The organism is Xenorhabdus mauleonii, assembly GCF_900113945.1.
Lineage (GTDB): Bacteria > Pseudomonadota > Gammaproteobacteria > Enterobacterales > Enterobacteriaceae > Xenorhabdus > Xenorhabdus mauleonii.
Genome location: NZ_FORG01000004.1, coordinates 122,826 through 147,645 on the forward strand (window position 1 = coordinate 122,826; position 24,820 = coordinate 147,645).

Below are 24,820 nucleotides of genomic sequence, written 5' to 3' on the forward strand. Positions count from 1 at the left end.
AATCTGGTGAAATACACCGACAATAAAATTATACAACAGGGATTAAATACTCATAATTCCAATGCGTATCCTGAGAGTGAATTGATACATCGAAGTTACGTATAATGATGACATCAGGATCTGGGCGTAATACATAAGAGGACCCAATAAGTACACTATCATAGATCTGTTGTACTTTTTTACTGAGATCTTGGCTTGCACCATACCATCTAAAAACCAGATAGTTGCCCTTGACATTGATTTTGGATGTTCGAACACAATTCGATGAATGATGCCCAAGGTGTACGCGAACAGCAAGATTATCTGTCTTTCTTAAATATTGGTTACTAATAGTTACATATGTATCTATTGGTTGATGAATATTTCTATTTAATAGAATATTAACGCTATGATTTACATCATTATAGAATTTATTGCTATTTTCTTCCTCTTCGATTGTTAAGCTACCTGCATCATTCTGGATGAAAATATCATAACCTTCTATTTTTTCGAGAATAAGTTCAGGAACATCGTCTGTTGCAGGGGTAAATGGCGGGAATAACCGATTTAACTCTAAATTCTCAGTTTTTCTCCAAGCTCCCGGAGTGACGCTGAAATGAGATTTAAATGAACGTGAAAATGATTGATGTGAATCAAATTGGTATCGAACTGCAACTTCATAGGCCTTTTGTCCAGAGAACCACAAAGCTATCGCTGTTTTATAAAGTCGACGTTTAAGTATGTAGCTTCCCAGAGATTCGCCGGTGATCGCTTTAAACAGGCGTTGTAAGTGCCACTTACTATAACCTGATTTCTTAGCAACAATATCTATATTAAGTTGATTATCAAGGTTTTTTTCAACCCAAGAAATCAGCTCAAAGATAATGGTCTTAGTGATCATTACGGACATATCTTTCCTTATCAATTGACTGGCTATATATCTTGAAATCTACTGCAACTACACCTAATGGATTGCTGCAGAGCAAGAAACATTCGCATCGAACGGGCATTTATTTTGGTTAAACGCTTCAATATTGCAATTTTAATGCGGTAATTTCAATACGGTAATTTCAAGACCATAGCCAGTTTTATGTTTTGTATAATCCGATGATCTAACTAAGAAAATAGATTCTTATTCTCATTCTCACTTGATGTAAGTTATTCATCCCAAATAGGGGATAATTTATCCGGGCTAACGATACGCCCATTACTCTCAAGATTGTAAATCGCTGACATATCGTCATTATCAAGATTAAGCTCTCTGGCCAGAAGGTTACTGGCAAGATTTTCCCGTTTTGTTGATGACGGGATCACCGAATAACCCAGTTTAAGCGCCCAAGCCAGTGCAACTTGCGCGGTTGTCGCATTGTGTTTATTCGCAATGGCAGTCAAAACGGGATCTTGCAAAACTTTGCCATAGGCAAGCGTCATATACGATGTGACATGAATATTCTGGGATTTTAGAAAAGCCGTCAGCTTGCGATTTTGTAAATACGGACTCAATTCAATTTGATTGGTTGCTATCACATTGTTGCCAACAACATCAATGGCTTGCTTTGTTAATTCAATATTGAAATTAGATATCCCGATCTGCTTTGTTAAGCCTTGTTCTTTTGCTTCAAGCAAACTTTCCATATACTCCTTAAGGGAAATTTCCCCATCAGGTACAGGCCAATGAATGAGAGTTAAATCGACATAATCTGTTTTTAGCTTGTCCAAACTCTCTTTTAGGCTGGGAATAAGTTTATCTTTTGAATAATTATCAACCCAAATTTTAGTTGTTAAAAACAACTCATTTCTGTCGATACCGCTTTGTGAAACGGCTAATCCCACCTCAGATTCGTTATCATAGACTTGTGCAGTATCAATAGCTCTGTAGCCGCACTCCAATGCATTAGTGACAGAATCAATAACTGTTTGTCCTGACAATCTAAAAGTGCCAACCCCGAATGAAGGTATACTCATAAATCCTCTATAATCTGTATTGAATCACTTACTGAAAAATAGACGTATTAGGTAATTTTCCCCGGACAGGAAAGTAAGCCGGATTTTTCATCTTATATTAATAGATTAATAATTAATGAGATCTGGCGCTCAGCGGAACTAAAACTTACATTAAGCGATTTTATCAACTTTTTCTGCTATATTTTTCGCCACATTTAGATAACAAAAATCTGTATCCAGTCCTTATTCCTCAGCTTTTCGTTGCACCGAATTACTGGTACGAATGCCATACAGTACCAGTGGGGCAGCAATGACATTGGTGATAGCAGCAACAAGCCAGATGGCACCGGGCCAGTCATTCCTGACGGTAAAATAAAAAACAGAGAAAAAAAGTGGGGCAATGACTGATGACAGGCTCATTGCCGATGACAGAATTCCCTGAAGTTGTCCCTGTTGATCTGCTCCGGCTTGACGACTAGCCAGAGCTTGAAGTGCCGGAGTGCCTATGCCGCCGAGTGCAAAAACCGGCATAATGGCAAAAACCATCCAGCCATCGGTTGCGAAGGCCATAGCGCAAAGCGCAGCACATAAGGCGGTAATGCCTGTTAAAATAGCTCCCCGCTCGCCCAAAATGCTGACCGCTGGACCAGGCAAAAAAACTTGCGAGAACGTCTGGAAAAAACCAAATATCCCCAGAGATAATCCCACCATAAACCCATTCCACCTGAAAGCATCATGTCCCCACATAGCCCAGCAAATGCCGCAGGCTTCTCCGGCAAAGCCAAGAATGAAAAAAGTAAACACAATCGGCAGGACACCCTCTGTCGTCAGCAACCAACGCAGAGGAAAAAGGGGGTTAAGAGCTGCCGGCCTGAATGAACTTCGCGAGGCGGTACGGGTTTCAGGCAATACAAATAACACCAACAAGAAATTACAGCCATTAAGAAACGATGCGGCCAGAAAAGGCAAGCGAGCCCAGTAATCACCAAGCATACCGCCAAGAACGGGGCCGAGAATGAAGCCAATTCCAAACATGGCATTGAACAGGCCAAAATGCCGTGCCCGCTTCTCGGGCGGAGATATATCAGTAAGGTAGGCCATAGCAACCGGCAGGCTGGCTCCCGTTATACCGGCAATGGCCCGACCCAATATTAATAATGGCAAGCTGGTGGCAAAGGTCATGAAAATATAACTGATGGCGGCTCCACCGAGAGAGAACAACAACACGGGCCTGCGCCCAAACCGATCGCTCAATGCACCGACCAACGGCGCGAAAATAAACTGCATTAAGGCATACAGCGCCGTCAGGATGCCAACAAACAGAGCCACATTTTCAGCATGTGTAATATCTTTAAGTAACGCGGGTAAGATGGGAAAGATAATGCCTGTGCCCATGGCATCAAGAATAACGGTGGCAAAAATAGCAATTAGAGGATTGTTCATTCAGCGCTCCTGTAGAAAATCAGACCAGACGCCGATGGCGCTGAAGCCTGATAATGATGCCCGATATTATTTCAGGCGATTCTCTGGATACGCTGGCCATTTATGTGTGTTGCATATTCTTGGCTTACACATTTTGGGCTTATGTGTTGACAGCTTAAGCCGTCACTTTTTCGCGAGGTTAAATGCCATATCTAAAAATACGGCAATGCGCGTATTCTGCCTTTCATTTGTACTCTTGTAAATATTTGCTCCGGCATTCATTGATCGGATCTGTTCATAATATGTGTCATCTGAAGCCAAACCTGCCTGTATTCGCTCATATCATTTTCAGAAGACAGTTGTACGGAATGTCAAAAGTCGGCTGCACCCGATCGATAACGAGGGTTATGTGGTATTTCCTGAGCACATAACATTAAGTTCGGCTTTGCGATGTTTTTTAAACTGGTTTTTATACAGGCTTCGTAAAATTGAGCGCAGTGTTATAGCACTGTGAAACGATGATAGGAGGTAGCGGATGAATCGTAGAAATGAAGAAGTGGCCAGCAGCAATTCCGGATCTATGCGGTTTCGCCTTCTTGGAGGCTGGGTAGAGCAGCCTAGCGATCTTCAGCCAGAACTGGAAGGCTCTGTCAACGCTGATGTAATCGTAGTCGGGGCAGGCTTTGCCGGTCTGTCCACGGCCCTTGAGCTGACCGCTCGTGGCGCGAAAGTCATAGTGCTGGAGCAAGAATTTGGTGGCTTCGGTGCCAGTGGGCGTAATGCTGGCTACTTGGTTGGCAGCTTGGGGATTGAGTTCGAAATGTTCCTCAAGCGCGTCGGCCATGAACATGCGAGGAAGTTCATCAGCTTCTACGACGAGGCTGTGGACTACGTCGAGAGACGTCTGGTCGAGTTGGGCATCAATTGCGATTACAACCCTTCCGGCATCATCCGGGCTGCCGTGCATCCCTCGCAGGAAAAGTGGCTACGTCGGAGTATGGAGATCGGTCTTGAACTGGGTTCAGTTACTCGCTTTGTTGACCAGGCCGAGATGCGTGCCCGTGGGATTCCTCCCGCCTTCCTGTTTGGCTGCGAGCAGCGCGGGGGCACGCTGAATCCGGGGAAGTATGTAAGCGGTTTGCGTCGTGCGGCAATCCAAGCAGGGGTGCGGCTGTACGAAAAAACGCCGCTACTCTCCTACAGTGAGGGGCCGACCATCACCTGTAGAACTGCTCGTGGCAGTGCAAGCGCACCAGTCATGGTGCTGGCGACCAATGCTTTCACGCCACAGTTGGGGTTGCTGCGTGACAAGGTTGCGCCGATACGGGTCTCGGCGATTGAAACCGAGCCGCTGTCCCCGAAGCAATTGGCATCGCTCGGTTGGCACGGCCGGGAGGGTATCATCACGCCGCATATAACCATGGAAAGTCATCGTCTGACGGCGCACAACACGATGGTGTTGACTGTCAAAAAATTGAATTACGTCTACGGTTCAAAGGCTCCCAATGTGCCGGATAACAGCGCTTATGCTGCATTGGCGCAGACGCTGCGTGAGCGGCATCCTACACTGCGAGGCCTCGGTATCCAGCATTGCTGGAGTGGCTACGTCAGCGGGGCATATGACCTGCTGCCTGTGGTTGGCACAAGCGGGGCGCAGCAAAACATCTTCTATGTGGCTGGTTGCTCGGGTCATGGGCTTGCCACCCACTCGTTCATCGGGCAGCTCCTTGCAGAGAGAATTGACGGCGCTGAAAGTGCACTTTTTACAGCGTTGGATCACAAGACTCCTTCCACGCTGCCTGAGCCATTCCAGTGGTGTGCTTTCAAAGCTGCTTTCATGGCGACTAGGCTGTATGACAGATGGACAGATCGCAAAGCTCGTAAAGCCGCCACCGAAAATTCGGTGATGTAAGGCGTTCTCTGACGCGATGATGGTCATTGTCGCTTTTGGCGTGTATTCTCATTTTGCTCTTAGCTATTTATTTCTGTTGTTGCAGCATCTTACAGGCATAAACTCCAGTCAGGCTTTGAAGTTAAACTAAAGTTATGGTAACTGCGGGTAACAGGATGAATTACCCGCATTAATACGGTTAACGATTATTTCTTTCTTGGGCTATCAGAAAAGCAGGTCTATTCATTGCTCTGTCAATGTAATGTTCGATGCTTTTATCCATAGGTATTCCACAAAATTTGGCCCACTGCAAAGTGTGAGACATAAATATATCTGCCAATGTAAAGTTTTCTCCTGCTATCCATTGGTCATTCTCGATCAACTTAACCTGGGAAACAGCCTTATTAGCTTCGATCCTGAAATAATTGACCACATCCGGTGAACGCCGATTCTCAGGAAGGAACATTAGTTGTTTGATCAGACCCCATACGGGGGCTTCAAGATCGGTAAGGGCAAAATTCAACCATGAATTGACTGCCGCTTTTTCTTCAATTTTTGCTGGATAAAGTGTCTCGCCGGCATACTTCTCACACAGGTATATGCATATAGCAAGCGTTTCACTGATAGAAATATCCTCGTCAGTACAAAAGGGGATTTTTCCTCGAGGATGGGGGGATTTTATGTCTGAATCAGGATTGAACAGGTCAACTTTTACAGAATCGTAAGGTATCCCAATTTCTTCGATTGCCCATAACACTCTCAATGATCTACTTTTTGGGTAGGTATATATTTTCAAGGTGGTATTCCTTTTTTTAAGGAAAAAACACGAGCAAATAAAATTGTCCAAAAGTAAACATAAAAAAGTATCGGTTTTTATTTTAAAATTTAAATTAATGTGATTTAAATCTCACTCTTTGAGATAGTGATTATAATAAATCATTCGCCGGTTATAATAAAAAATCAAATCGATGTTTAAAAGGGAAAAATAACCGGAGAGCATAATGTGTTTTCTACTTAATAAATATATTTCTAAGCTTTCATTTATTGCCTTATCATTTTTGGCTATGACAAACGCTGTGGCAGCTGAAACAGTGATGCACATGGATTTTCAACTGAATAAAAAAACATCTCTGCCAATTGCAACGATTGACATTGATGGGGAAAAACAAGAATTCATGATCGATACCGGTTCAATGAATGGATTTCATTTATCTAAGGATTTTATGTCAAAAATTTCAGGTTTGGTTATAGAACCTGAAAAAGCACGTTCTACTGATGTTACAGGTAAAGTTTTCTTTAATGAGAAATTTAATATTCCACAAGTTTCAATCAATGGGATGACATTTAAAAATGTTTCCGGGGTTTCATTAACCCCATGGGGAGCATCAATGACTATTTCTGATGGGAAAAAGATAAAACCTACAGTGGAAGGCAACCTTCCTGAAGATATGGTTATTGGCTTAGGGTTATTTAAAGAAAAAGCGGTTCTTATTGATTATAAAACGCAGAAACTATCAGTTTCTGATCACACGCAATCATTGGGGATAGACACTGCTCATGGTTGGATTGAATTGCCATTGAACTTGAGCAAGGAAGGAATCGTTATTAAGGTTTCACAAAATGCCAAGCATTACAATATGGTCTTAGATACTGCTGCTTCAATTTCATTTTTTTGGAAAGAAAAATTATCTGTTGATGCAAACCGTCTTTCGTGTCAAGTAGTACATAGTCTTTTGACAAATAAAGAGTGTGTTGCTTCAGCCTTTAAACTTGATGGAACGGGGGATAAAGACCTCTCAGTAAATACGATCTTAATGGATGGGGAATTTAAACAGTTAAACTTTGATGGATTAATTGGATATAATTTTATCAAAGATCATGCGATATTAATCGACTTTCCAGGAAAGAAATTATTCATTAAATATCACTCCTGAAATTTTATCCCAGAAAAAAGGAGAAATGTACTCAATTAGAACTCAAGTTTTAATATTATTTGAGTTATTATTATTTATCCAATTAGTATCATGGCGTAAGGTTTTAATTTTTTATTATTACTTAATTTTGAGGATAAGTGCGCTATAACCGACGATTAAGTTGGCTCGCACTATACTTATAAAAAATTAACTATTAAGGATCTACTATGTCTGAACGGTTGGTTGCATCTCTTATTGTTGAACAACTTGAAAAAGCTGGAGTACAACACTGTTATGGCGTGGTCGGAGATACGCTTAATTACATCACGGATGAAATGAGCCGTAGCACAATTGATTGGATCCATGTGCGTCACGAGGAAGTGGCTGGATTTGCAGCTGGCGCGGAAGCGCTAATATCTAAACGACTCACCGCCTGTGCTGGCTCTTGCGGCCCAGGGGGGTTACATTTTATCAATGGGTTATTCGAGAGCCATCGTAATAGGGCTCCTGTTATTTTACTCGCAAGCCAAATTAGTAGTGAGTCACTGGGTAATGATTTCCCGCAAGAGGTGGATTTTCTATCTGTCTATCAGAGCTGCTCTGTGTTTTGCGAACAGATCCTTACTCCCGACCAAGCCCCAGCCGTGATTCGACGCGCCTGCCAAGCAGCCCTGAATAAACAAGGTGTTGCCGTTGTAATTATTCCTGTTGATATCAGTAAAGCGAAAACCAAAGCCACGACACAATCTATTTGGATGCCTCAGCCGCAGCTGATCCCTAGTGCTGAAGAGATTGACACTTTGTCCCAGTATCTTAACAAAGGGAAACGGGTCACTATTTATGCCGGGGCAGGGTGTGAAGATGCTCACGATAGCTTAGTGGCGCTGGCGGAAAAATTACAGGCCCCTATCGTTAATACCTCTCGTGGTAAAGATTTTATCGAATATGACAATCCATACTCTGTGGGCATGACAGGTATATTTGGCTGCGAAGCCGGATTAGAGGCAATCAATCAATGTGATACTTTACTGCTGCTCGGTGTCGATTTCGCATGGTCCCAATACTATCCGGATAAAGCCACTATTCTTCAAATCGATCGAGATCCCACCCACCTTGGGCGCCGGCATCCCATTACATTTGGTGCTGCGGGACATATTGCTGAATCTCTTGAAGCCTTGCTCCCACACGTAGCAGCGCGTACGCAGGATGATTTCTTACAAAAAATTGCCAAGTTTCGTGAAAAATCGTTAAAACGCCGACATAAAGAGGAACAAAGATCTTCAGGCCAACCAATTCATCCGCAATATTTAGTTAGCCTTCTTAATCAGCATGCAGATAAAGATGCGTTATTTACCGCGGATGGTGGCTCTGCAATGGTATGGCTGCTACGTCACATTGATAGCCTCGGTACGCGACGTACTCTTACTAGCTTACTCCACGGCACAATGGCTAATGCGATGCCGCAATCCATAGGGTTGCAGGTTGCTTTCCCGAAACGTCAGGTTATTGCGTTATGTGGTGATGGTGGCTTAAGCATGTTACTGGGTGATTTGTTTACACTGGTACAAGAAGAGTTACCGATCAAACTAGTCGTAATTAATAATGGCTCGCTTAATTTTGTTGAATTAGAACAAAAAGTGGAAGGTTTATTGGATCACTACACTAAATTAAAAAATGATGATTTTGCCAGAGTTGCCGAGGCTATTGGTATACACAGCCAAAAAGTGGTAAATGCGGACGTTTTAGAAGAAGAAGTAGTACGTTTTCTCGCTCATCCGGGGCCAGCGTTACTTGATGTGCATACTAATCCGAATGAATTAGTGATGCCTCCAGAAGTTACCTTTACTCAAGTCGCTGACACAGCTCTTTACGCAACTAAAGCAATTTTTCATGGACGCATTGCGGATGTGGCAGGTTTTATCGGCAGCAATTTGAGCCAAAAGATTGGTAAATAGTTTCACTGAACGCCTGATGTTGGATTTCGTCGGGCGTTTTATATTTTAGGCAGAGTATAAAAATAGGCGGGGCACTCAATTCGTTTTGAAGAATAGACTGAAAAACCAGCGCTTCAGGTAATGACTTAAATCGATCTCGGGTTAGCTAATCTCTTTTTGAGTAGTCGCGGGCAGTATTAGTCTTATGACTAGTGCTGCCCATTTTTATCTGATTGAAATTTCAACAAGTCACTTATTGATTTGCCATATTTTCTTGTGGCAACGCAGAAGCCGGTAACCCAAAGATCTTATCGAATGCCCAATTGAATGCAAAAGTATATATAGGAACATAAATAATAAATGCAATGTCCAATATTAATGCTTCCAATAAGGTAATAGATAACCACCAAGACATCAGCGGAATTAAAAATGTGACTAATGTCAGTTGAAATAAAACTGCGTGAATGAGCCGACGACGAAATGTACGCGTTCGTGATATCTGACGGGCTTCCCAATATTCAAATAAGGTATTAAAAATAAAGTTCCACGTTACTGCTATAGTCGTGATGGCCACAGCAAGAGGTGCTGTAGTGCTGGTAGAATTTCCTGATAAAAATGCCATGCCCAAGGACGAAGTCACCATCCCAATTATTTCATAAGCAGAGATAAAAACTATTTTACGTTTGATACCTTGCATGATAATTACACAATTTCCTATTTTTTAGTTTTGAAGAATGACAAATTAAATCAATAGAAATGATAATAAAAGTTAGCTACTATCAGATTTTTTGAAAGGTGGACGGGTTCGTGTCATTTTCAAGTGAGAATTTACAACTGTTTCTGACTGTTCTGGATAAGGGTTCTTTTTCTGCTGCTGCACGTGCATTAAACCGTGTACCATCAGCCGTTAGCATGGGAATAGCCAACCTAGAAGCTGAGTTAGGCTATGAATTATTTGATAGAAGTCATAGAGAACCTGTTCCTACGGAAAAAGCACAAGTATTAGTTCCCTACGCACAAGAAATTGTCGACAAGCTAAGCCAGATTAATGCCTTTTCTCGGGAATTATCCCAAGGCATGGAAAGCACACTATCTCTAGGCGTGGCGACAGATATCAATCCGTCCAGCATATTCATTGCCTTGCAAGAAATTAATCAGCGCCATCCATTAATGAATGTTGAGATTTTAACCGCTCCACAAGACGACCTTTTACCATTATTACATCAACGCCGGATTCAATTGGCTGTTGTCTTCGGTGGGTTATATATTAATCCGCAAGAGCAGTTTCAGTGTTTGGGGCATGAATCGCTGATTGCAACAATTTCAGCAAAACATCCTTCATTATCAGATACAACCCCTCTCTATATTGAAGATTTGGTACAAGCCCGTCAGATTATTATTGCCAGCCATCACCATAATCTTCGTGATGTCCGCACTCAGGTCGGCGCGAAATTCTGGCGTACGGACAGTTTTTCTATGGCATTAGGTTTAGTGGAAGCGGGGCTGGGATGGGGAAATTTGCCTTACTCGTTGATTAAAAATCAGTTATCAACGGGTGAATTAAAACGTTTAAAATTTCGCAATTTGCACAATGGATTGGTGTTACCAATACACGTTGTGTGTTTGAAAGGGGAAATATTAAAACGGGGTGCTCAAGAATGTATCGAACTATTGAAAGCAGCTTTTGGGCAGCAAAAAACGGATATTCTTTAATCCAACTGTACAAACGCAGTTCAATACAAAAATACTATGCATCATGCAAGTCATCTGGCTGCAGAGTATCGTTAGAATCCACATAAGAAAAAAACGCTGGTGATAACATACTCGTCAGAAAACCTACCGATTACATGCCTGTATCATCACGTTTCCAATAAGGAAAATAGCAAAAATTGTCAAATTGTTGTATAAAGCAACTCAAAATTTACTTATTTATGTTTTTTTATAAAAAAGGCAGAACTTTTACCATGAATATCAAAAAGTTACTTTTACCGGTTTCTCTTCTCGGCGCTTTATTTCTTAGTGGCTGTGCCAGCATACCTCTTGCCACCGAACAAGAATCAACTCAGGTTAAAAGTTTCTCAGCACCAGAAGAAAGCAAATCTGGCTTGTACATCTATCGTGACAGTTTTGCTGGCAAGGCATTGAAAAAAGACATTTATATTGATGGAAAATGTCTCGGAGAAACAGTAGACAAAACATTTTTCTACACACAAGTGGCAGGCAACCAAGACCACAAAATAGCCACTGAATCTGAGTTTTCGCCTAATGAAATATCTCTTTTCACTGAAGCCGGGAAAAATTATTTTATAAGACAATCCATCAAGATGGGTCTTTTTGTTGGTGGAGCTGACTTAAGTGTATCAACAGAACAAGAAGGGAAAAGGGTCATTTCTAAACCAGATGTCCGTCTCGCAAAAGAAGGGCATTGCGATAACTGATTTTTAGTGTGATTTTGCTTTTTAAAGCTAACATTTTATGAATATAACGTTAGCTTTGATTGGTAAAGTGTGTAAGCGACCATGCCTTTACCCCGGTCGAAGTATTTACGCGAATGTCGGTCTTTAACTGTTGGTCGCTTAACGCCAAATTTTTTCCATCAACGGCACCGTAAAGCGTTTCCGGATCAAACGAATATAAGCATAAGACTGGCAAACGCTTGCCAGCTTATGCTTCTGAAATGGATAAGCCCGTAGAGGCGTAACAGTCAATCAATTGACAAAACTCTGGCGACTACCTGCGTAGAAACCTTACCCACGAGCCAGCTCAAATAGCCGCCGCGCAGCCGGTGTCAAACCGAGCATATGGATGCAGGCGTGCACCATGCCTGGCAACCGTTCACAGCGTACCGGTACGCCCGCCTCATGCAGCCGCTGTGCATACAGTTCGGCCTCGTCGCGCAGCGGATCGTATTCGCAGCTCAGGATGGTGGCGGGCGGCAACCCTCTCAGCGAAGCGGCATGTAAGGGTTCGGCGTAGGGATCGCGCTGCTGACCCAGATAATTTTCCCAGCAAAACGTCATCACCTCGCGCGTCAAAAAATAGCCCTCAGCAAATTCCCGATAGCTGCCCGTTGCCATATCGCGACTTAGCGGCGGATATAGCAGTAACTGACATTCAATACGCGGGCCACTGCGATCACGGGCCAGCAATGTGGCGGCGGCGGCCAGATTAGCACCAGCACTGTCGCCGCCCACAGCCAGCCGATCAGCGTCGATATTCAGTTGTTGTGCCTGTTCGGACACCCAGCACAACGCCTGATACACATCTTCCAGTGGCTGCGGATACGGATGTTCCGGAGCCAACCGGTAATCGACCGACAGGAGCACACGACCGGTGGCATTGGCCAGCGCCTGACAGGGTTGATCATACAGCGATAGCGATCCCAGGCACCAGCCGCCGCCATGGGCAAAGAGCATAGCCGGGCGTGGGATTCCGGGATCATCTCCCGCTGGCTTATAGGCTCGAAGAGTAAGTTGATGGCCGTCATCAGAGATGACAACAAAATCTCTGATGCCACCGTCGGGCGCCTTTTCTCCCTGCAACCGCCGCAAACCGATTTCTGTAGCGGCCCGCATATCTTCCAGTGAAGCGGGCGGGGGCGCCTCCGCCGAGGCTGCCAAAAAGGCGGCAATATGCTCATCAAGCGGCATAGCGTGCATCTCCCCCTGACAGGAACGGCGTAATCAGCGCGGTAAACGCCTCATGGCTTTCTTCTGTGATAAAATGACCGCAGCCGGTTATGGTTTCGCCACGCAGATCGAGCGCATTGCCCTGCAGTGTCGTCAACGGCGCATCCCCTGTGGCGTGTTCCGCACGCAGCCGGTTCTGCCTAATGGTTTCCGGGATTGCCCGCTTCAGCGCGTATTTATAAGGCATTCGGCTCCAAAGAGCAGCTGTTCCGCGAAGCTGTCGCTCATTACGAAACCGGGGAAGGCGGTTTCGCCGACCGGGCCTTCGCCTCTGAAAACAACGTACGCGAGGCGATCAAACGCCTGTTGACGGATGCCGTGCGGCTTTACAGTCAACAAGATCTGCCGCAGGGATGCCTGGTGGTGACTTCCGGCGCGAGTGTCAGTGTAGAGAATGACGGGATCAGGGTCTGGCTGGCGCAGCACCGGCAGCAGCGCACACAACAGATCATCGACCACTTACGACAGGCGGTGCAAAACGGTGAACTGCCAGCCGACACTGACGCCGACAGTCTGGGAGACTATTTTGCTGTTTTCCTGCACGGTCTGTCGATTCAGGCCCGGGACGGTGTTACTGAAGCGCGATTGCTGGCAGCGGTTAAAGTAGCACTCACTGCAATAAACAACGTTGCTTAATAATCGCTGAAAAGATCTTCAATTCGAAGATCTTTTATATTGCATGTCAAAATCACGATATTCGTGCACATCTTTTAACCATTTACAATAAGGCAGAATAGCTATCTGGAAAAACAGAGGCAGCTTTAATAAGTAGGTCTTCTTTATTTTTTAGAGCTAGCAATTCCATGCCAACCGGAAAACCACTAGGCGTAAATCCAACAGGAACGCTCAATGCTGGGGCGCCAGTAACAGGTGACAGGAAGGCATTATTTTCCAATTGTTGTGGTTGCCCGATTTTTACTGGAGAATGGCGAATCACAGGATATGCGAGGATATTAATCCCATTTTTACTAAAAAATGCTTCCAAATCCTGATAAAGCCTAGCTTGCCGGTCTTGAACTAGGGAGTATTCATCATCTGACATTCCCTTATGAAAAGCCCAGATACTAAAAGCATCCTCTAGCTGTGGATGATAAAGTTTTAAGTCAATAATCTCTTTCAGGGATTTAAATTTCGCGTTTTTATTTTCTGATAGAAATCTTTCTAAAGACTCAGCAAATTCAAAAGTGATGATACTGGCATCGGCGGTTAAGCTATACAAATCACGGTAGTGCAATTGTGGTATTTTTTCCTCTTTTCCACCCAGTTTTTCTAATGCTTTCATGATCAAGGCATTAATCGACTCACTTTCATCATCAGAGTAAGAAAGCCACTCAGTCAGTAACCCTACTTTGATATCTTCATGAGATATCTCACATGGTTTCCCAGATAATACTTCATGAATAAGCCTGAGATCGCCGGCACTTCTGACGAATGGCCCAGCAATATCTTGAGTTGGCGATAAAGGTACAATGCCTGCCGATGGAATACTTCCCCGGGTAGCCCTCAACCCATAGAGATTATTAAATGCTGCCGGAATACGCACTGAACCGGCCGTGTCCGTTCCAATGGCAAGCGGAACATAGCCAGCAGCGACTACAACAGCTGAACCACTACTTGAACCACCGGGCGAATAGCCAGGAACCCAGGCGTTCTGGGCGAAACCTGATAAAGATGAAGCGCCGGTAATACCGGCTGCAAGTTCATGCATAGCCGTTTTACCTAACAATATAGCGCCTTCCTCCCTTAGCTTTGCGACTATTGGGGCATCTTGTTCTGCAATTATTCCTTGAAGAGCAACAGAGCCTGCGGTAGTTGGCCAACCAGCTACTTCAATGTTGTCTTTAATCAGAACGGGTATTCCTTCCAATTTTCCGGAAGGAATACCTTTAGAACGTTTCATATCACTCTGGATCGCAGCTTTTTTTGCCTCATCTTCAAATAACCATGTAATGGCATTTAACGTAGAACCGGCTTTATCCAGCATATTTATACGTTCAATCGCATATTCAATGAGCTTAAGAGAAGTGACTTTTCTCTGCTCAAGAGCGTCTAATAGTGTAGTTACAGATGAATTCATATAATCAGAAAATTGCATTATTAATTTCCTCGGCCAGTTATCTATTTACTCCAATGATTTTTTTAATCTCGTAAAATTTTCCAGTGACATAGGAAGTATTCAAAATATGAGAATAAAGCCAAACAGCATTATGTTATGTGTGCTATTTTATGGTTTTTATTCTGAAAGATTCAGTTAACGCAGAATTGCTCTCCTGACGGTCAGAAGTCTAGTTTTTAAGGCATTTTTTGTCGAGATGATTTATTACTTTTTTTGTTATTTCCGTTCTAAATATTGTTTGTCATATGATTAGATATCATTGTCATATTTCAAACGCGAACGGTTACACTTGCTGTGTTTCAAAATTAATGTATACAACATATTATTTTATTGCATAGCATATAAGGAATAGTTCTATGAAAAATGAAAGAAGACGCTTTCTAAAACAAGCAAGTGTTACTGGAGCAATGTTTTCGTTATTACCATTGGTACCGACTGGAGCCCTTGCATCTACATCGACTCAACCAAGTAAAAAGAATGGCATTGATATAGGCGTTTGCGAAATGGCGCCGGAGGAAATGTCAGGTCCATATTTTATTAATAATAAATTACTGAGAAGGAATATAACTGAGGAAGAGGCAGGAATACCTCTTTTATTAACAATGAAAATAATTGATTCTGTCACATGCAAACCTTTAGATGATGTTTTTATTGACATATGGCATTGTAATGCAATGGGAAAATACTCAGGCTGGAAATACATCAACCCAGATCTAGAGGCACCAACAGATGGTATAGGAACCATTTCAAGAACGGATGAAAGTACATTCCTTCGCGGGGCTCAGAGAACAGACAAAGACGGTGCAGTCAGGTTCACCACCATATTTCCTGGATTCTATGCCGGAAGAGCAATACATATTCATGTGTCGGCAAGGAAGGCTAATGTGCAAAAAAGACAGGATGATAAATTCTATTTTGTAGGTCAGCTCTATTTTCCAGAAAATATATCTAAAGAAATCATGGCCAATGATATGTACTCGCCAAGAGAAATCAGCAGGCTTAAGAATGAAGATGATGCTGTTTTTTCTGGTGTTAAAAACGGGGCTGCAATTTTATCAATAAAGAAAGTAGGCGAAAACATATTAGATGGATTGCATGGTGAAATAGTATTGTCTATTAATAAAAACCATGTATCCGAAAAAATAACACCTGATGATTTGGCTAAATACACAGTGTAAATAAATTTTTCTTAGGGAAGCATTTCATCACCGGGTTTTGAATCATAATAGGATGAAAGTGTACGTTAAGCGGTATTAAAAAATAGAATTTAGACTCTAAAAAATAGTAAAAATTCGACTGCTTCATCATATGACCATGCGATATTAATCGATTTTCCCGGAAAATATTATTTATTAAAGAGAGTTCCTGATAGCTTCATTACATATTTTCTCCCAGAAAAATGGGAGAATTATCATGCGTCGAGTCACTCTTCGCCTAACTATTCAGACAGTTACTCGCTATTAATGATTTTTGTATCAAGGAAACAATCTATTATGTCGATAACAACATTTCGGGTCGCGGCAGTTCAAGCCGCGCCTATCTTTCTCGATATAGAAGCCACTATCGAAAAAACCATTTCCCTCATAGCATCAGCAGCCAATCATGGCGCTAAATTGATCGCATTTCCTGAAACGTGGATACCAGGTTATCCGTGGTTCATATGGTTGGATTCACCTTTATGGGGTATGCAATTTATCAAGCAATATCATGGCAATTCACTGGTTATTAATAGCCGGCAATATCAAAGAATTGAGAGGGCTGCCGCTGATCATAATATTATGGTCGTGCTTGGTTTTAGTGAAAAAGACTACGGCAGTCTTTATATTTCCCAATCTATTATTGATTCCTCAGGTAAAACGTTACTGACCCGAAGAAAACTGAAACCTACCCATGCAGAAAGAACACTTTTTGGCGAAGGTGATGGCAGCAGTTTAAATGTTATCGATACGTCTCTTGGTAAAATCGGTGCATTGAATTGTTGGGAACATATTCAGCCGCTATCCAAATACGCCATGTTTGCTCAAAATGAACAGATACATATTGGTTCTTGGCCAAGTTTTTCTGTATATAAAGGGCGCGTTCATGCTTTGTCCGGTGAAATGAACACTGCGGTCAGCAATGTATATGCATTAGAAGGCCAGTGTTTTTTTGTCGGTGCCTGTGGTTTGGTTTCACAAGAAATGATTGATATGATGTGCCAAACAGAAGCACACAGATCGTTGCTTGAAACTGGTGGAGGTTATGCCTGTATCTACGGTCCGGATGGTAAACAACTTGTCAAGCCTCTGTCTCCCGATGAAGAAGGGCTGTTATATGCAAATATCGATCTGAGTGATATTACATTGGCAAAAGCGGTTGCAGATCCTATCGGGCATTATTCACGGTCTGATGTTACTTGCCTTCTTTTGGATAAAACCCCACGTCCTCCAGTAATTATCAAAGATAAGAAATGATGTTTATTTTTTATGTCATCACGTTCTCGTTATCATATGGGCACGTATCTTGACTCGTATGGCTGTGTTTCGCAAAAGAGGTAACTCAATGGATTTCATCAATGAAATATTTAAAGTTGCGGGGAAAATACCGTTAGCTAACTCCCATAAATGGCCTTTTGGTAAGATCAAAATAATTCTAGCGGACAACTTTAAAAAGCGCCATCCACGAGAGTATATCTACTTAAAGTCAAAATATAAGGACATGCTTGAACTGTTCAGTGAGGAAGAAGGATATTTTTACAATAACTTCCATTATCTTCAATCGGTGACGGAAAATGACCGCATAGATATTTTTGCTCATTCCTCCGAGTGGAGCTTAGGCCGTACTTACTGTCAGGGCAATTTGGACAGTTTAGCTGACGATCTGAAAAGAATGTCACTTCGCCGGGTTGGAGTGATTAAATTTCAAGCATGTTATATCGGGAGAGGAAACTGGTTGGAACAAGCACGAGATACCTTTATTCGTAAAGGAATAAATTTCGCTTACATGGCGGGTCCCACGGATCGTGTGGTCTGGAATAATCCCTTTGTAAAATATGTGCAGGGTGACAGTCATCAAGCATATAAAGTGGTTAAAGGTAACATCAATAAAACATTCCCAGGGACAAGATACACGCTTTAACCACTTAATCTATGACATCGTTTATCTGTGACTTTTTGTGTGGTTGAATTTATGAGTTATTTACGAGCCAAAAACATGGCTTCTAGAATTTCAACAATCAGTTCTGCATAACAGCCATCGGGGTCTAAATCAGGATCAAAAACAGAAACAGTCATACCGCAGCATAATGGGTTATTGAGTAATTGCGCACCAATATTTTTTAACCAATTTGGTTCAATTCCCGGACTGCCGGGTGAATCAACTGCCGGCATGACAGCCTGATCGAGAACATCAACATCGAGATGTATCCAGAAACGCCATGTTGGCTGTGCAGCTAACATTTGTTCGATTTTGTTAATGATCCCTTTTTCACCTATCGAATTTGCAGTAAAAACATCAATCAGCGAAATGGCGGTTTGGTTAATATCAGGCCAAGCAAAATCAGCATCTCGATTTTCGCGTTCGCCGAGTTGGAGAGCCTGTTGCTCTGGCACTAGTGGACTTTCTATATCTGGCCAATCGGTTAACAAATTTTCACCGCGGCCTATTGCCAACGCTAAATCCATTCCCGCCACCGCACCTAGCACCTGTTGCGCATCATAATTATCTGGGTGGCGATAATCACTGTGTCCATCAATATGGATGAGTGATACTGGTCCAATCCGACGAGAGCCTGCTAATGCGCCTAGCAAAATTGAGCAGTCTCCGCCAATAATGAGTGGAAAATCGCCACGTTCTTGTACTTTAGCCACTTCGGCCGCTAACTGAAGATTAAAGTCACGAATGCCATAACCATTACGTATACGTGTACCCATTTGCGGTTCAACTGAATAATTTGGTTTCATTAATTCGCTAACCGAATTTGCTTGCAACCTTTCCCCCAATCCATGTTCCATCAGCACTTGTGGAGCCCGCCATGTTCCCGGTATGTGTCCCTCCCATAACGGGCTTAACCCAAGATTTGTTGGTGCAAGAATGAGATGCATAATGAGAGCTCCATTAACCAATCATCAGTAAATTAATTAACATGGAAGCATAGACGGGATAAAAAGAAGAGTAAACATAACCATTAACATTTTACCAATCAAAGTAATACAAAATTGTCTCTATACACAATGGATTGCAAGTTGCATCGTGGCGGCAGGGGAATGACAAATTCGTCGGGAACGAATTTGAACAGCCAAAGTCTGGCCTCCGGTGATCGGGGTGATCGAGCGCTGCCAACAAAGAGGCAATTTGAAAGACGAAGTGCATATGGTTTTGAACTGTAGCAATGCAGTAACTGAATGAATCAGATAAAGTCTGATTTTAATTTAATCTCTTATGAGCAAACGTTGTTATTCTTGCGTATTCATACTTCATTGTTTTTTAAACATTATTTTTTCTACTTATTAAAAGATACATTTGAAAAAGTAAGGTTAACGAAATAAAATGGTGTGAGTAAACACCCTCATTTTTTACAGAGAGCAACCATTTAAGTGCTTTAAATTTGAGTTAAAAATAGACAATGGGGATGTTTGTTATTGGTGAGATATGTTTTCGGGGAGTTGTAGACATTGAAGTCAGGAGGCTGAATTGAACCACCACAACCAAAATAACGATAATCACGAAAATGATAATGAGAAAAAATCACTGATCGTTTCTCCGAGGCATAGACAAAAAACGGGCGAATTGATGTCCTTGTCCACGCCGGGAAAACAAATATATGACAATCCGGCGATTGCTTATCTTGTTAGTCTTAGCTCAAAACGTAGTCGCCAGACCATGAAATCATTTTTGAATATCGTGGCAAAGATGCTCGGGTATCAAAATCTACAAGAGTGTATTTGGGGAGCTATACGCCGCCACCATATTCAAGCTGTTATGGAAATGCTTTCAGATTCAGGAAAAGCACCGGCGACGATCAACACTTATCTTTCTGCGTTGAAAGGTGTTGCATTGGAAGCATGGACAATGAAACAACTCGATACCGACAATTTTCAACATATTAAACAAGTACGTTCTGTCAGAGGAAACCGATTACCCAAAGGTAGGGCGCTTGAGCGTTATGAAATAAAAACCTTATTTTTTACCTGTGAAAATGATGTCAGTACAAAAGGTGTACGAGACGCCGCTATCATTGGCGTACTTGTTGGTTGTGGATTGCGGCGAGCGGAAATTGTCTCTTTGGATATGAAACATATTATTCGTCGTGAACAAGCATTAAGAGTTATGGGGAAAGGTAATAAAGAACGTTTGTCTTATATGCCGGAAGGAACTTGGGAACGATTGAATCGTTGGATAGATGAAGTGCGCGGTGATCATGCCGGCCCACTTTTTACTCGCATCCGTCGTCATGATGATGTTACAGACAATCGCTTAACAGATCAGGCCATCTACCATATTCTTGAAATTCGCAGAATAGAAAGTGAATTGGAGAAATTTGCTCCCCATGATTTGCGCAGAACATTTGCATCCGCGATGCTGGATAATGGGGAAGATATCGTAACCGTTAAAGATGCAATGGGTCATTCCAGTATCATCACCACTCAAAAATATGACCGCCGTGGAGACGAACGTCTGAAAAATGCAGCTAGAAATCTAGATTTTTGATGAAGCAGGAATTCCGCATAAAATTAAAGTATGTTCGATAAACCGACTTGTAAATAATAGGCTTTTCAAGTTAGTTTATAGAGCGTTTATTCATTGAGCTATAAGCTATTTCGTTTGCAACAACAATAACAGGTATACCTGGTTATGAACTCAAAAATGTTTTGGAGTACATACGGTTCAACGACTCTTTTCGTTTTATTATGGAGTAGCGGGGCTATATTTTCCCGATGGGGACTTGATCATAGTTCTGCTTTCGCCATTTTAACTGTACGTTTTAGTATTGCATTTCTATGCTTGTTATTGCTCTGTGTGTTCAGAAAACGTTACCTTCCTGCACCGGAAAACATTAAAAAAGTTGCCGGTATTGGTTTGTTGATTATTGGCGGGTATTCCATTTTTTATTTTCTTGCATTAGAGCATGGAATAACTCCCGGTATTTTAGCAACGATAATGGGGATTCAACCTATCATTACGCTTTTGGTAATGGAAAGGCGATTTTCTGCCCGCCGCTTCATGGGGCTATTATTAGCTTTAACGGGATTAATATTCGTTGTATTTCAAGGATTGGTATTAACAAAATTTTCCTTTACCGGAACTTTTTTTGCTTTAGCTGCACTCGCTTGCATGAGCATCGGCGCTATATTCCAAAAACAAATTAAACAATCTCCCTCTGAAGTTCTGCCGTTACAATATGGTGTCAGTTTACTGGCATGCTTATTGTTTGTTCCATTTAAGCCTTTTCATATTGAACCTGTCGTCGGCTTCATTATTCCTGCATTATGGCTGGGATTAGTGATTTCAGTTGTAGCCCAATTACTGCTTTATCGACTGATCAGCGCAGGGAATTTGGTTAATGTTACCAGCTTGTTTTATCTGGTTCCGGGCGTAACCGCAATCATGGATTATTTATTTTTAGGTAACAGTTTATCAAACTTAAGTATTGTTGGAATGTTTGCCATCATATTCGGTTTAGCAATTATTTTCCGTGAAAAAGGAAACGTTAAGATTGAAAATCTAAACGAAAAATAAAATGATGGGTATACAAGATTGCCCGAATTAACCTCGGGCAATCAAATCATCAGTCATCATCATTGTCATTTCATCGAATGTTGAATTTATTACTCTTACTGTTCATTTAAATGGATAGGGCAGATAAACCCATCAGGTTTGATTGCCAAAAGATCACATTTAAGTCGGTCAATAACATGTTCGGCAGTATTGCCAAGAAATGCAGCGGATAATCCAGTCCGGCCAAGAATACCCAAAACAACGACCCCAGTATTTAATTCATCACATGTTTCCGGAATAACTTTTTCTGGCACCCCTTCATGGACATGGGTTTGTTTCTCATCAATACCGAATTTTTGCCGCAATTCTTTCATGGCAATCAAATGTTGACCCCGCAATGCTTGGTTATACACATTCGGATCAAAATCAGGAATTTCGGTTGCAATGTTTAAAGGGGCTACAGGGTAGGCACTAACAAGGTGAATCAGTGGATCTTTAACAATTCGGTTGGCGATGTCTTGTGTTTCACGTACTAACTTCAAATTGAGTTCACGATGATAAGGTTCTTCATTAGATAAGTTAACTGCAACAACAACGGAGCCGTTTTCAGGCCATACTTGATCTTTGACCATCCAAACTGGGCAAGGACATTTGCGTAACAAATGCCAGTCAAGGGGAGTAAAAATCATCGATTCTAATCGGGAATGCTGATGTGCCATTTTCAATAACAAATCATGCTCACCAACGATGACTTCCTGAATGATGGCTTCATAAGGACGATTATGCCAGACCACTTTAATCTCAATATCAATTCCTGATTCGAGATAATAATGGGCTTGCTGTTTTATCCAAGCCACTCTTTGACCAATGACTCCCTTACGCATCGCATTCCTTTCTTCTGGAGAGAGTAATGTGGTCATTTCATATGAAAGATCGTAAATAGGTAAGAATGCTTTTATCCGACCACCATTGCGTTGCACTATATAAACTGCACGCCTGAGTGCCGGTTGATCATCCTGATTAGGGTCAATTGCAACTAAGAGATTTTGATAGTTAGCCATATTGAGTTCCTCACAGAGTCTGGATACCTCTTTCATACAGAAGATAAACCAATATAGATAACTATAACAGGGTAAGGAGAAGCCAGATCGGTAAAATATAGTGATCTGGCTTAAAATTTAGATAATGTTAGGCAACGTTGGCGGGACTTTTACCGGCTAATTCAGTTAATTTGGCCATATCTTCGACCCCAATGTATTTGCCTTTTACTGCCAAAATGCCATTTTTCTGGAAACGGCCAAGGAGGCGGCTGATTGTTTCAACGGTCAAACCGAGATAGTTCCCGATGTCTCCACGAGTCATGGTTAAACGGAATTCGCGAGGTGAAAAACCCCGTTGCGCGAAACGGCGTGACAGGTTGTAGATAAATGCCGCCAGTCTTTCTTCCGCATTCTTTTTAGACAACAACAAAATCATTTCCTGATCGCCTTTGATTTCGCCACTCATCAAGCGCATCATTTGTTGGCGGAGGTTAGGCATTTTGCCAGAGAGGTCATCCAACGTTTCAAATGGAATTTCGCAAACCATTGACGTTTCCAAGGCTTGGGCGAAACTTGGATGTTCAGTGTTAATGATGGCATCAAACCCTACCAAGTCACCGGCAAGATGAAAACCGGTAATCTGCTCATCACCTTCTTCGGTGATAGTATAGCTTTTGATAGTTCCAGAGCGGATAGCATAGAGCGACTTCAGAGCATCACCGGCCTTAAATAAAGTTTGACCTTTCTGGATAGGTTTCTTGCGCTCAATGATATTATCAAGCTGATCGAGTTCATGTTCATTTAAGGTGAAAGGGATGCATAGTTGGCTGATGCTACAATCCTGGCAATGAATTGCGCAACCACCAGATTGAATCCGACGAATGATACGTTTTTCCGGGATCATAGGGATGCCCATTAGAAGTGATTGATATGTGTAAATTTAACATATTTAGGTAGCTCTGATAAGAGCAAGATACTCGCATTAATTACGGTATTTATCATCATCAACGAAAAAAAAGTGAAAATTTTTTTGGATTCACGTGTAACTTGCGTAAAATTTTAGACTTTCGATATAACATATCAATCAAACTGAAATTGAATAAATAAAATATGGATATAATATGCATCGGTGATGTTGTTTGGTTGCAGATAAATGGAATAGAGTTGACATGAGTGAGTGGTTGTTGATTGCATTTACAATGATAGTGCAAAGCTCTGTGGGGCTTGTATTGATGAGCGCACTTTTTATTTACTGGTTTAAGCATGAATTGAGTACATGGCAGAGTTCAGCCGGTTATTTTGTACACAAGATTTTATTGAGGGCGTTATTGGCAAGTGGGTTATTGGCAGGAATTGGGCTGGCAGCCTCTGTGAACGTTTTGGAATACCCATCATTTAGCATTTATCAATCCTTGCATAATGTCATGCCGAAATGGGTAAACATTGAAACAGCATTTGCCGCAGCTTATTTTGTGTTGGTTGTTTTGTATACCTCTTATGTGGCCGTTATCAAACAAATACATGCTTATGTCTTATTGACCATTGGTGTCGTTGGGCTAATTGACCTCTATTATATAACGATTATTTACGTTAATAGCGCAATGAACACATGGGCAAACGTTAATACTTATTTTTTGTTCTATAGCGCAGTATTTACGCTGGGACCTGCATTGGCACTGTCATTTATTGGCTGCCCGTTAAAAAACTGCATAAAGGGTAAATTACCTGTCAAATTGGTGGTAACGGCGTTGTTTGTGGTTTTTATCAGTGTCACGACAAGGCTCATTGAGCATCCTGCTTATATGGGATGGTTGGCAGAAGTCACCGCAATTGATACTAATGTTATTTTTCCGCACCAAACTGAACTTAATATCAAGAGTGCCTTTGGGTTAAGAATGCTTTCTTGGTGCCTATACATTATTGCGATGACAACTTGGATCTATGCCTTGTGGAAGGGAAGAGATAACTTATTGATTAAAAACCATAGTTCGATTCTTGCCGGTACTGTCCTCATGTTTGTTGCTGAATTGGTTAATCAATATACATTCTTTATTATGTGCAATGTATGATTGGCGATTTCACTCTGCACTTAAATCATATTTCTCGCCATTTACTTGTTCAAAAAAACCATCTTTTTTCCATTTTGCATAATAGGAGTTGTGACAACGTCACGAATCCTATTATGCAGAGTATCCA

General features: G+C 41.9%; 23 protein-coding genes and 1 pseudogene. 13 read left to right on the top strand and 11 right to left on the bottom strand.

Annotated features, from left to right (window positions below; translation table 11 throughout):
• Positions 1 to 28: 28 nt before the first annotated feature.
• The 3 genes from BM100_RS05370 to BM100_RS05380 form a co-directional block, all read right to left on the bottom strand.
• Positions 29 to 889 (bottom strand): helix-turn-helix domain-containing protein, encoded by an 861-nt coding sequence (locus BM100_RS05370; protein WP_092508688.1) that lies wholly within the window; start codon positions 887 to 889, stop codon positions 29 to 31.
• 248 nt (positions 890 to 1,137) lie between these two features.
• On the bottom strand, positions 1,138 to 1,944 hold the full coding sequence (gene dkgB, locus BM100_RS05375; protein WP_092508690.1) for a 2,5-didehydrogluconate reductase DkgB: 807 nt from the start codon (positions 1,942 to 1,944) through the stop codon (positions 1,138 to 1,140).
• A gap of 222 nt (positions 1,945 to 2,166) precedes the next feature.
• Entirely contained in the window at positions 2,167 to 3,366 is a 1,200-nt protein-coding gene (locus BM100_RS05380; RefSeq protein ID WP_092508692.1) for a TCR/Tet family MFS transporter, read from the bottom strand.
• 514 nt (positions 3,367 to 3,880) lie between these two features.
• Here BM100_RS05380 and BM100_RS05385 point away from each other — a divergent pair.
• Entirely contained in the window at positions 3,881 to 5,257 is a 1,377-nt protein-coding gene (locus BM100_RS05385; RefSeq protein WP_092508694.1) for an NAD(P)/FAD-dependent oxidoreductase, read from the top strand.
• A 178-nt stretch (positions 5,258 to 5,435) separates the two neighbouring features.
• Here the strand turns inward: BM100_RS05385 and BM100_RS05390 are convergent, their stop codons facing one another.
• Positions 5,436 to 6,032 (bottom strand): glutathione S-transferase family protein, encoded by a 597-nt coding sequence (locus BM100_RS05390; protein ID WP_092508696.1) that lies wholly within the window; start codon positions 6,030 to 6,032, stop codon positions 5,436 to 5,438.
• Positions 6,033 to 6,237: 205 nt separating this feature from the next.
• On the opposite strand from BM100_RS05390, the gene BM100_RS05395 reads away from it, so the two are divergent.
• Together BM100_RS05395 and BM100_RS05400 are read left to right on the top strand one after the other, a co-directional pair.
• On the top strand, positions 6,238 to 7,170 hold the full coding sequence (locus tag BM100_RS05395; protein WP_244590576.1) for an aspartyl protease family protein: 933 nt from the start codon (positions 6,238 to 6,240) through the stop codon (positions 7,168 to 7,170).
• A 206-nt stretch (positions 7,171 to 7,376) separates the two neighbouring features.
• Positions 7,377 to 9,104, top strand: coding sequence for a thiamine pyrophosphate-dependent enzyme (locus BM100_RS05400; RefSeq protein WP_092508698.1), 1,728 nt, complete (start codon positions 7,377 to 7,379; stop codon positions 9,102 to 9,104).
• 232 nt (positions 9,105 to 9,336) lie between these two features.
• Here BM100_RS05400 and BM100_RS05405 read toward each other — a convergent pair whose 3' ends face one another.
• A complete protein-coding gene (locus BM100_RS05405) occupies positions 9,337 to 9,780 on the bottom strand; it encodes a PACE efflux transporter (RefSeq protein ID WP_092508700.1) in 444 nt (147 codons plus the stop codon).
• A gap of 110 nt (positions 9,781 to 9,890) precedes the next feature.
• Here BM100_RS05405 and BM100_RS05410 point away from each other — a divergent pair, with 110 nt between their 5' ends.
• Both BM100_RS05410 and BM100_RS05415 read left to right on the top strand, forming a co-directional pair.
• Complete coding sequence (locus tag BM100_RS05410) at positions 9,891 to 10,796, top strand: LysR family transcriptional regulator (protein ID WP_092508702.1); 906 nt, start codon at positions 9,891 to 9,893, stop codon at positions 10,794 to 10,796.
• 251 nt (positions 10,797 to 11,047) lie between these two features.
• Entirely contained in the window at positions 11,048 to 11,521 is a 474-nt protein-coding gene (locus tag BM100_RS05415; protein ID WP_092508704.1) for a DUF2846 domain-containing protein, read from the top strand.
• A 309-nt stretch (positions 11,522 to 11,830) separates the two neighbouring features.
• Here BM100_RS05415 and BM100_RS05420 read toward each other — a convergent pair whose 3' ends face one another.
• Positions 11,831 to 12,733 (bottom strand): alpha/beta hydrolase, encoded by a 903-nt coding sequence (locus BM100_RS05420; RefSeq protein ID WP_092508706.1) that lies wholly within the window; start codon positions 12,731 to 12,733, stop codon positions 11,831 to 11,833.
• Positions 12,723 to 12,935 (bottom strand): annotated as a pseudogene (locus BM100_RS05425) (alpha/beta fold hydrolase); the annotation flags it as partial. The pseudogene BM100_RS05425 and the gene BM100_RS05420, both read right to left, overlap by 11 nt.
• Between BM100_RS05425 and BM100_RS05430 the strand changes: the two are divergent.
• Positions 12,929 to 13,408: a TetR/AcrR family transcriptional regulator gene (locus BM100_RS05430; RefSeq protein WP_420855297.1), complete on the top strand. Its 480-nt coding sequence runs from the start codon at positions 12,929 to 12,931 to the stop codon at positions 13,406 to 13,408. The pseudogene BM100_RS05425 and the gene BM100_RS05430 sit on opposite strands and share 7 nt — an antisense overlap.
• Positions 13,409 to 13,490: 82 nt before the next feature.
• On the opposite strand, the gene BM100_RS05435 is transcribed toward BM100_RS05430, so the two are convergent.
• On the bottom strand, positions 13,491 to 14,867 hold the full coding sequence (locus tag BM100_RS05435) for an amidase (RefSeq protein ID WP_092508708.1): 1,377 nt from the start codon (positions 14,865 to 14,867) through the stop codon (positions 13,491 to 13,493).
• Positions 14,868 to 15,244: 377 nt separating this feature from the next.
• Between BM100_RS05435 and BM100_RS05440 the strand changes: the two genes are divergently transcribed.
• From BM100_RS05440 to BM100_RS05450, 3 genes are all read left to right on the top strand, one after another.
• Positions 15,245 to 16,066: a dioxygenase family protein gene (locus BM100_RS05440; protein ID WP_092508710.1), complete on the top strand. Its 822-nt coding sequence runs from the start codon at positions 15,245 to 15,247 to the stop codon at positions 16,064 to 16,066.
• Positions 16,067 to 16,381: 315 nt separating this feature from the next.
• On the top strand, positions 16,382 to 17,341 hold the full coding sequence (locus BM100_RS05445) for a carbon-nitrogen hydrolase family protein (RefSeq protein ID WP_092508712.1): 960 nt from the start codon (positions 16,382 to 16,384) through the stop codon (positions 17,339 to 17,341).
• Between the two features lie 88 nt (positions 17,342 to 17,429).
• Entirely contained in the window at positions 17,430 to 18,005 is a 576-nt protein-coding gene (locus BM100_RS05450; RefSeq protein ID WP_092508714.1) for a hypothetical protein, read from the top strand.
• Between the two features lie 56 nt (positions 18,006 to 18,061).
• On the opposite strand, the gene BM100_RS05455 is transcribed toward BM100_RS05450, so the two are convergent.
• On the bottom strand, positions 18,062 to 18,970 hold the full coding sequence (locus BM100_RS05455; RefSeq protein ID WP_092508716.1) for an arginase family protein: 909 nt from the start codon (positions 18,968 to 18,970) through the stop codon (positions 18,062 to 18,064).
• 162 nt (positions 18,971 to 19,132) lie between these two features.
• Between BM100_RS05455 and BM100_RS23805 the strand changes: the two genes are divergently transcribed.
• From BM100_RS23805 to BM100_RS05465, 3 genes are all read left to right on the top strand, one after another.
• Complete coding sequence (locus BM100_RS23805; RefSeq protein ID WP_274539931.1) at positions 19,133 to 19,255, top strand: hypothetical protein; 123 nt, start codon at positions 19,133 to 19,135, stop codon at positions 19,253 to 19,255.
• A gap of 304 nt (positions 19,256 to 19,559) precedes the next feature.
• Complete coding sequence (locus tag BM100_RS05460) at positions 19,560 to 20,576, top strand: tyrosine-type recombinase/integrase (protein WP_092508718.1); 1,017 nt, start codon at positions 19,560 to 19,562, stop codon at positions 20,574 to 20,576.
• A 144-nt stretch (positions 20,577 to 20,720) separates the two neighbouring features.
• Complete coding sequence (locus BM100_RS05465; RefSeq protein ID WP_092508720.1) at positions 20,721 to 21,605, top strand: DMT family transporter; 885 nt, start codon at positions 20,721 to 20,723, stop codon at positions 21,603 to 21,605.
• A gap of 95 nt (positions 21,606 to 21,700) precedes the next feature.
• Here the strand turns inward: BM100_RS05465 and uspE are convergent, their stop codons facing one another.
• Positions 21,701 to 22,645, bottom strand: a complete 945-nt coding sequence (uspE, locus tag BM100_RS05470; RefSeq protein WP_092508722.1) for a universal stress protein UspE — start codon at positions 22,643 to 22,645, stop codon at positions 21,701 to 21,703.
• A gap of 127 nt (positions 22,646 to 22,772) precedes the next feature.
• Positions 22,773 to 23,528 (bottom strand): fumarate/nitrate reduction transcriptional regulator Fnr, encoded by a 756-nt coding sequence (locus BM100_RS05475; protein ID WP_092508724.1) that lies wholly within the window; start codon positions 23,526 to 23,528, stop codon positions 22,773 to 22,775.
• 265 nt (positions 23,529 to 23,793) lie between these two features.
• Here BM100_RS05475 and BM100_RS05480 point away from each other — a divergent pair, with 265 nt between their 5' ends.
• Entirely contained in the window at positions 23,794 to 24,693 is a 900-nt protein-coding gene (locus BM100_RS05480) for a dimethyl sulfoxide reductase anchor subunit family protein (protein ID WP_092508726.1), read from the top strand.
• The last annotated feature ends 127 nt before the right edge of the window (positions 24,694 to 24,820 follow it).

Bases quoted from the DNA above. Each gene is read 5' to 3' on its own strand.
- BM100_RS05370 (WP_092508688.1), bottom strand. From the start codon at position 889: ATGTCCGTAATGATCACTAAGACCATTATCTTTGAGCTGATTTCTTGG.
- dkgB (WP_092508690.1), bottom strand. From the start codon at position 1,944: ATGAGTATACCTTCATTCGGGGTTGGCACTTTTAGATTGTCAGGACAA.
- BM100_RS05380 (WP_092508692.1), bottom strand. From the start codon at position 3,366: ATGAACAATCCTCTAATTGCTATTTTTGCCACCGTTATTCTTGATGCC.
- BM100_RS05385 (WP_092508694.1), top strand. From the start codon at position 3,881: ATGAATCGTAGAAATGAAGAAGTGGCCAGCAGCAATTCCGGATCTATG.
- BM100_RS05395 (WP_244590576.1), top strand. From the start codon at position 6,238: ATGTGTTTTCTACTTAATAAATATATTTCTAAGCTTTCATTTATTGCC.
- BM100_RS05400 (WP_092508698.1), top strand. From the start codon at position 7,377: ATGTCTGAACGGTTGGTTGCATCTCTTATTGTTGAACAACTTGAAAAA.
- BM100_RS05405 (WP_092508700.1), bottom strand. From the start codon at position 9,780: ATGCAAGGTATCAAACGTAAAATAGTTTTTATCTCTGCTTATGAAATA.
- BM100_RS05415 (WP_092508704.1), top strand. From the start codon at position 11,048: ATGAATATCAAAAAGTTACTTTTACCGGTTTCTCTTCTCGGCGCTTTA.
- BM100_RS05420 (WP_092508706.1), bottom strand. From the start codon at position 12,733: ATGCCGCTTGATGAGCATATTGCCGCCTTTTTGGCAGCCTCGGCGGAG.
- BM100_RS05435 (WP_092508708.1), bottom strand. From the start codon at position 14,867: ATGCAATTTTCTGATTATATGAATTCATCTGTAACTACACTATTAGAC.
- BM100_RS05440 (WP_092508710.1), top strand. From the start codon at position 15,245: ATGAAAAATGAAAGAAGACGCTTTCTAAAACAAGCAAGTGTTACTGGA.
- BM100_RS05445 (WP_092508712.1), top strand. From the start codon at position 16,382: ATGTCGATAACAACATTTCGGGTCGCGGCAGTTCAAGCCGCGCCTATC.
- BM100_RS05450 (WP_092508714.1), top strand. From the start codon at position 17,430: ATGGATTTCATCAATGAAATATTTAAAGTTGCGGGGAAAATACCGTTA.
- BM100_RS05455 (WP_092508716.1), bottom strand. From the start codon at position 18,970: ATGCATCTCATTCTTGCACCAACAAATCTTGGGTTAAGCCCGTTATGG.
- BM100_RS23805 (WP_274539931.1), top strand. From the start codon at position 19,133: ATGACAAATTCGTCGGGAACGAATTTGAACAGCCAAAGTCTGGCCTCC.
- BM100_RS05465 (WP_092508720.1), top strand. From the start codon at position 20,721: ATGAACTCAAAAATGTTTTGGAGTACATACGGTTCAACGACTCTTTTC.
- uspE (WP_092508722.1), bottom strand. From the start codon at position 22,645: ATGGCTAACTATCAAAATCTCTTAGTTGCAATTGACCCTAATCAGGAT.
- BM100_RS05475 (WP_092508724.1), bottom strand. From the start codon at position 23,528: ATGATCCCGGAAAAACGTATCATTCGTCGGATTCAATCTGGTGGTTGC.
- BM100_RS05480 (WP_092508726.1), top strand. From the start codon at position 23,794: ATGAGTGAGTGGTTGTTGATTGCATTTACAATGATAGTGCAAAGCTCT.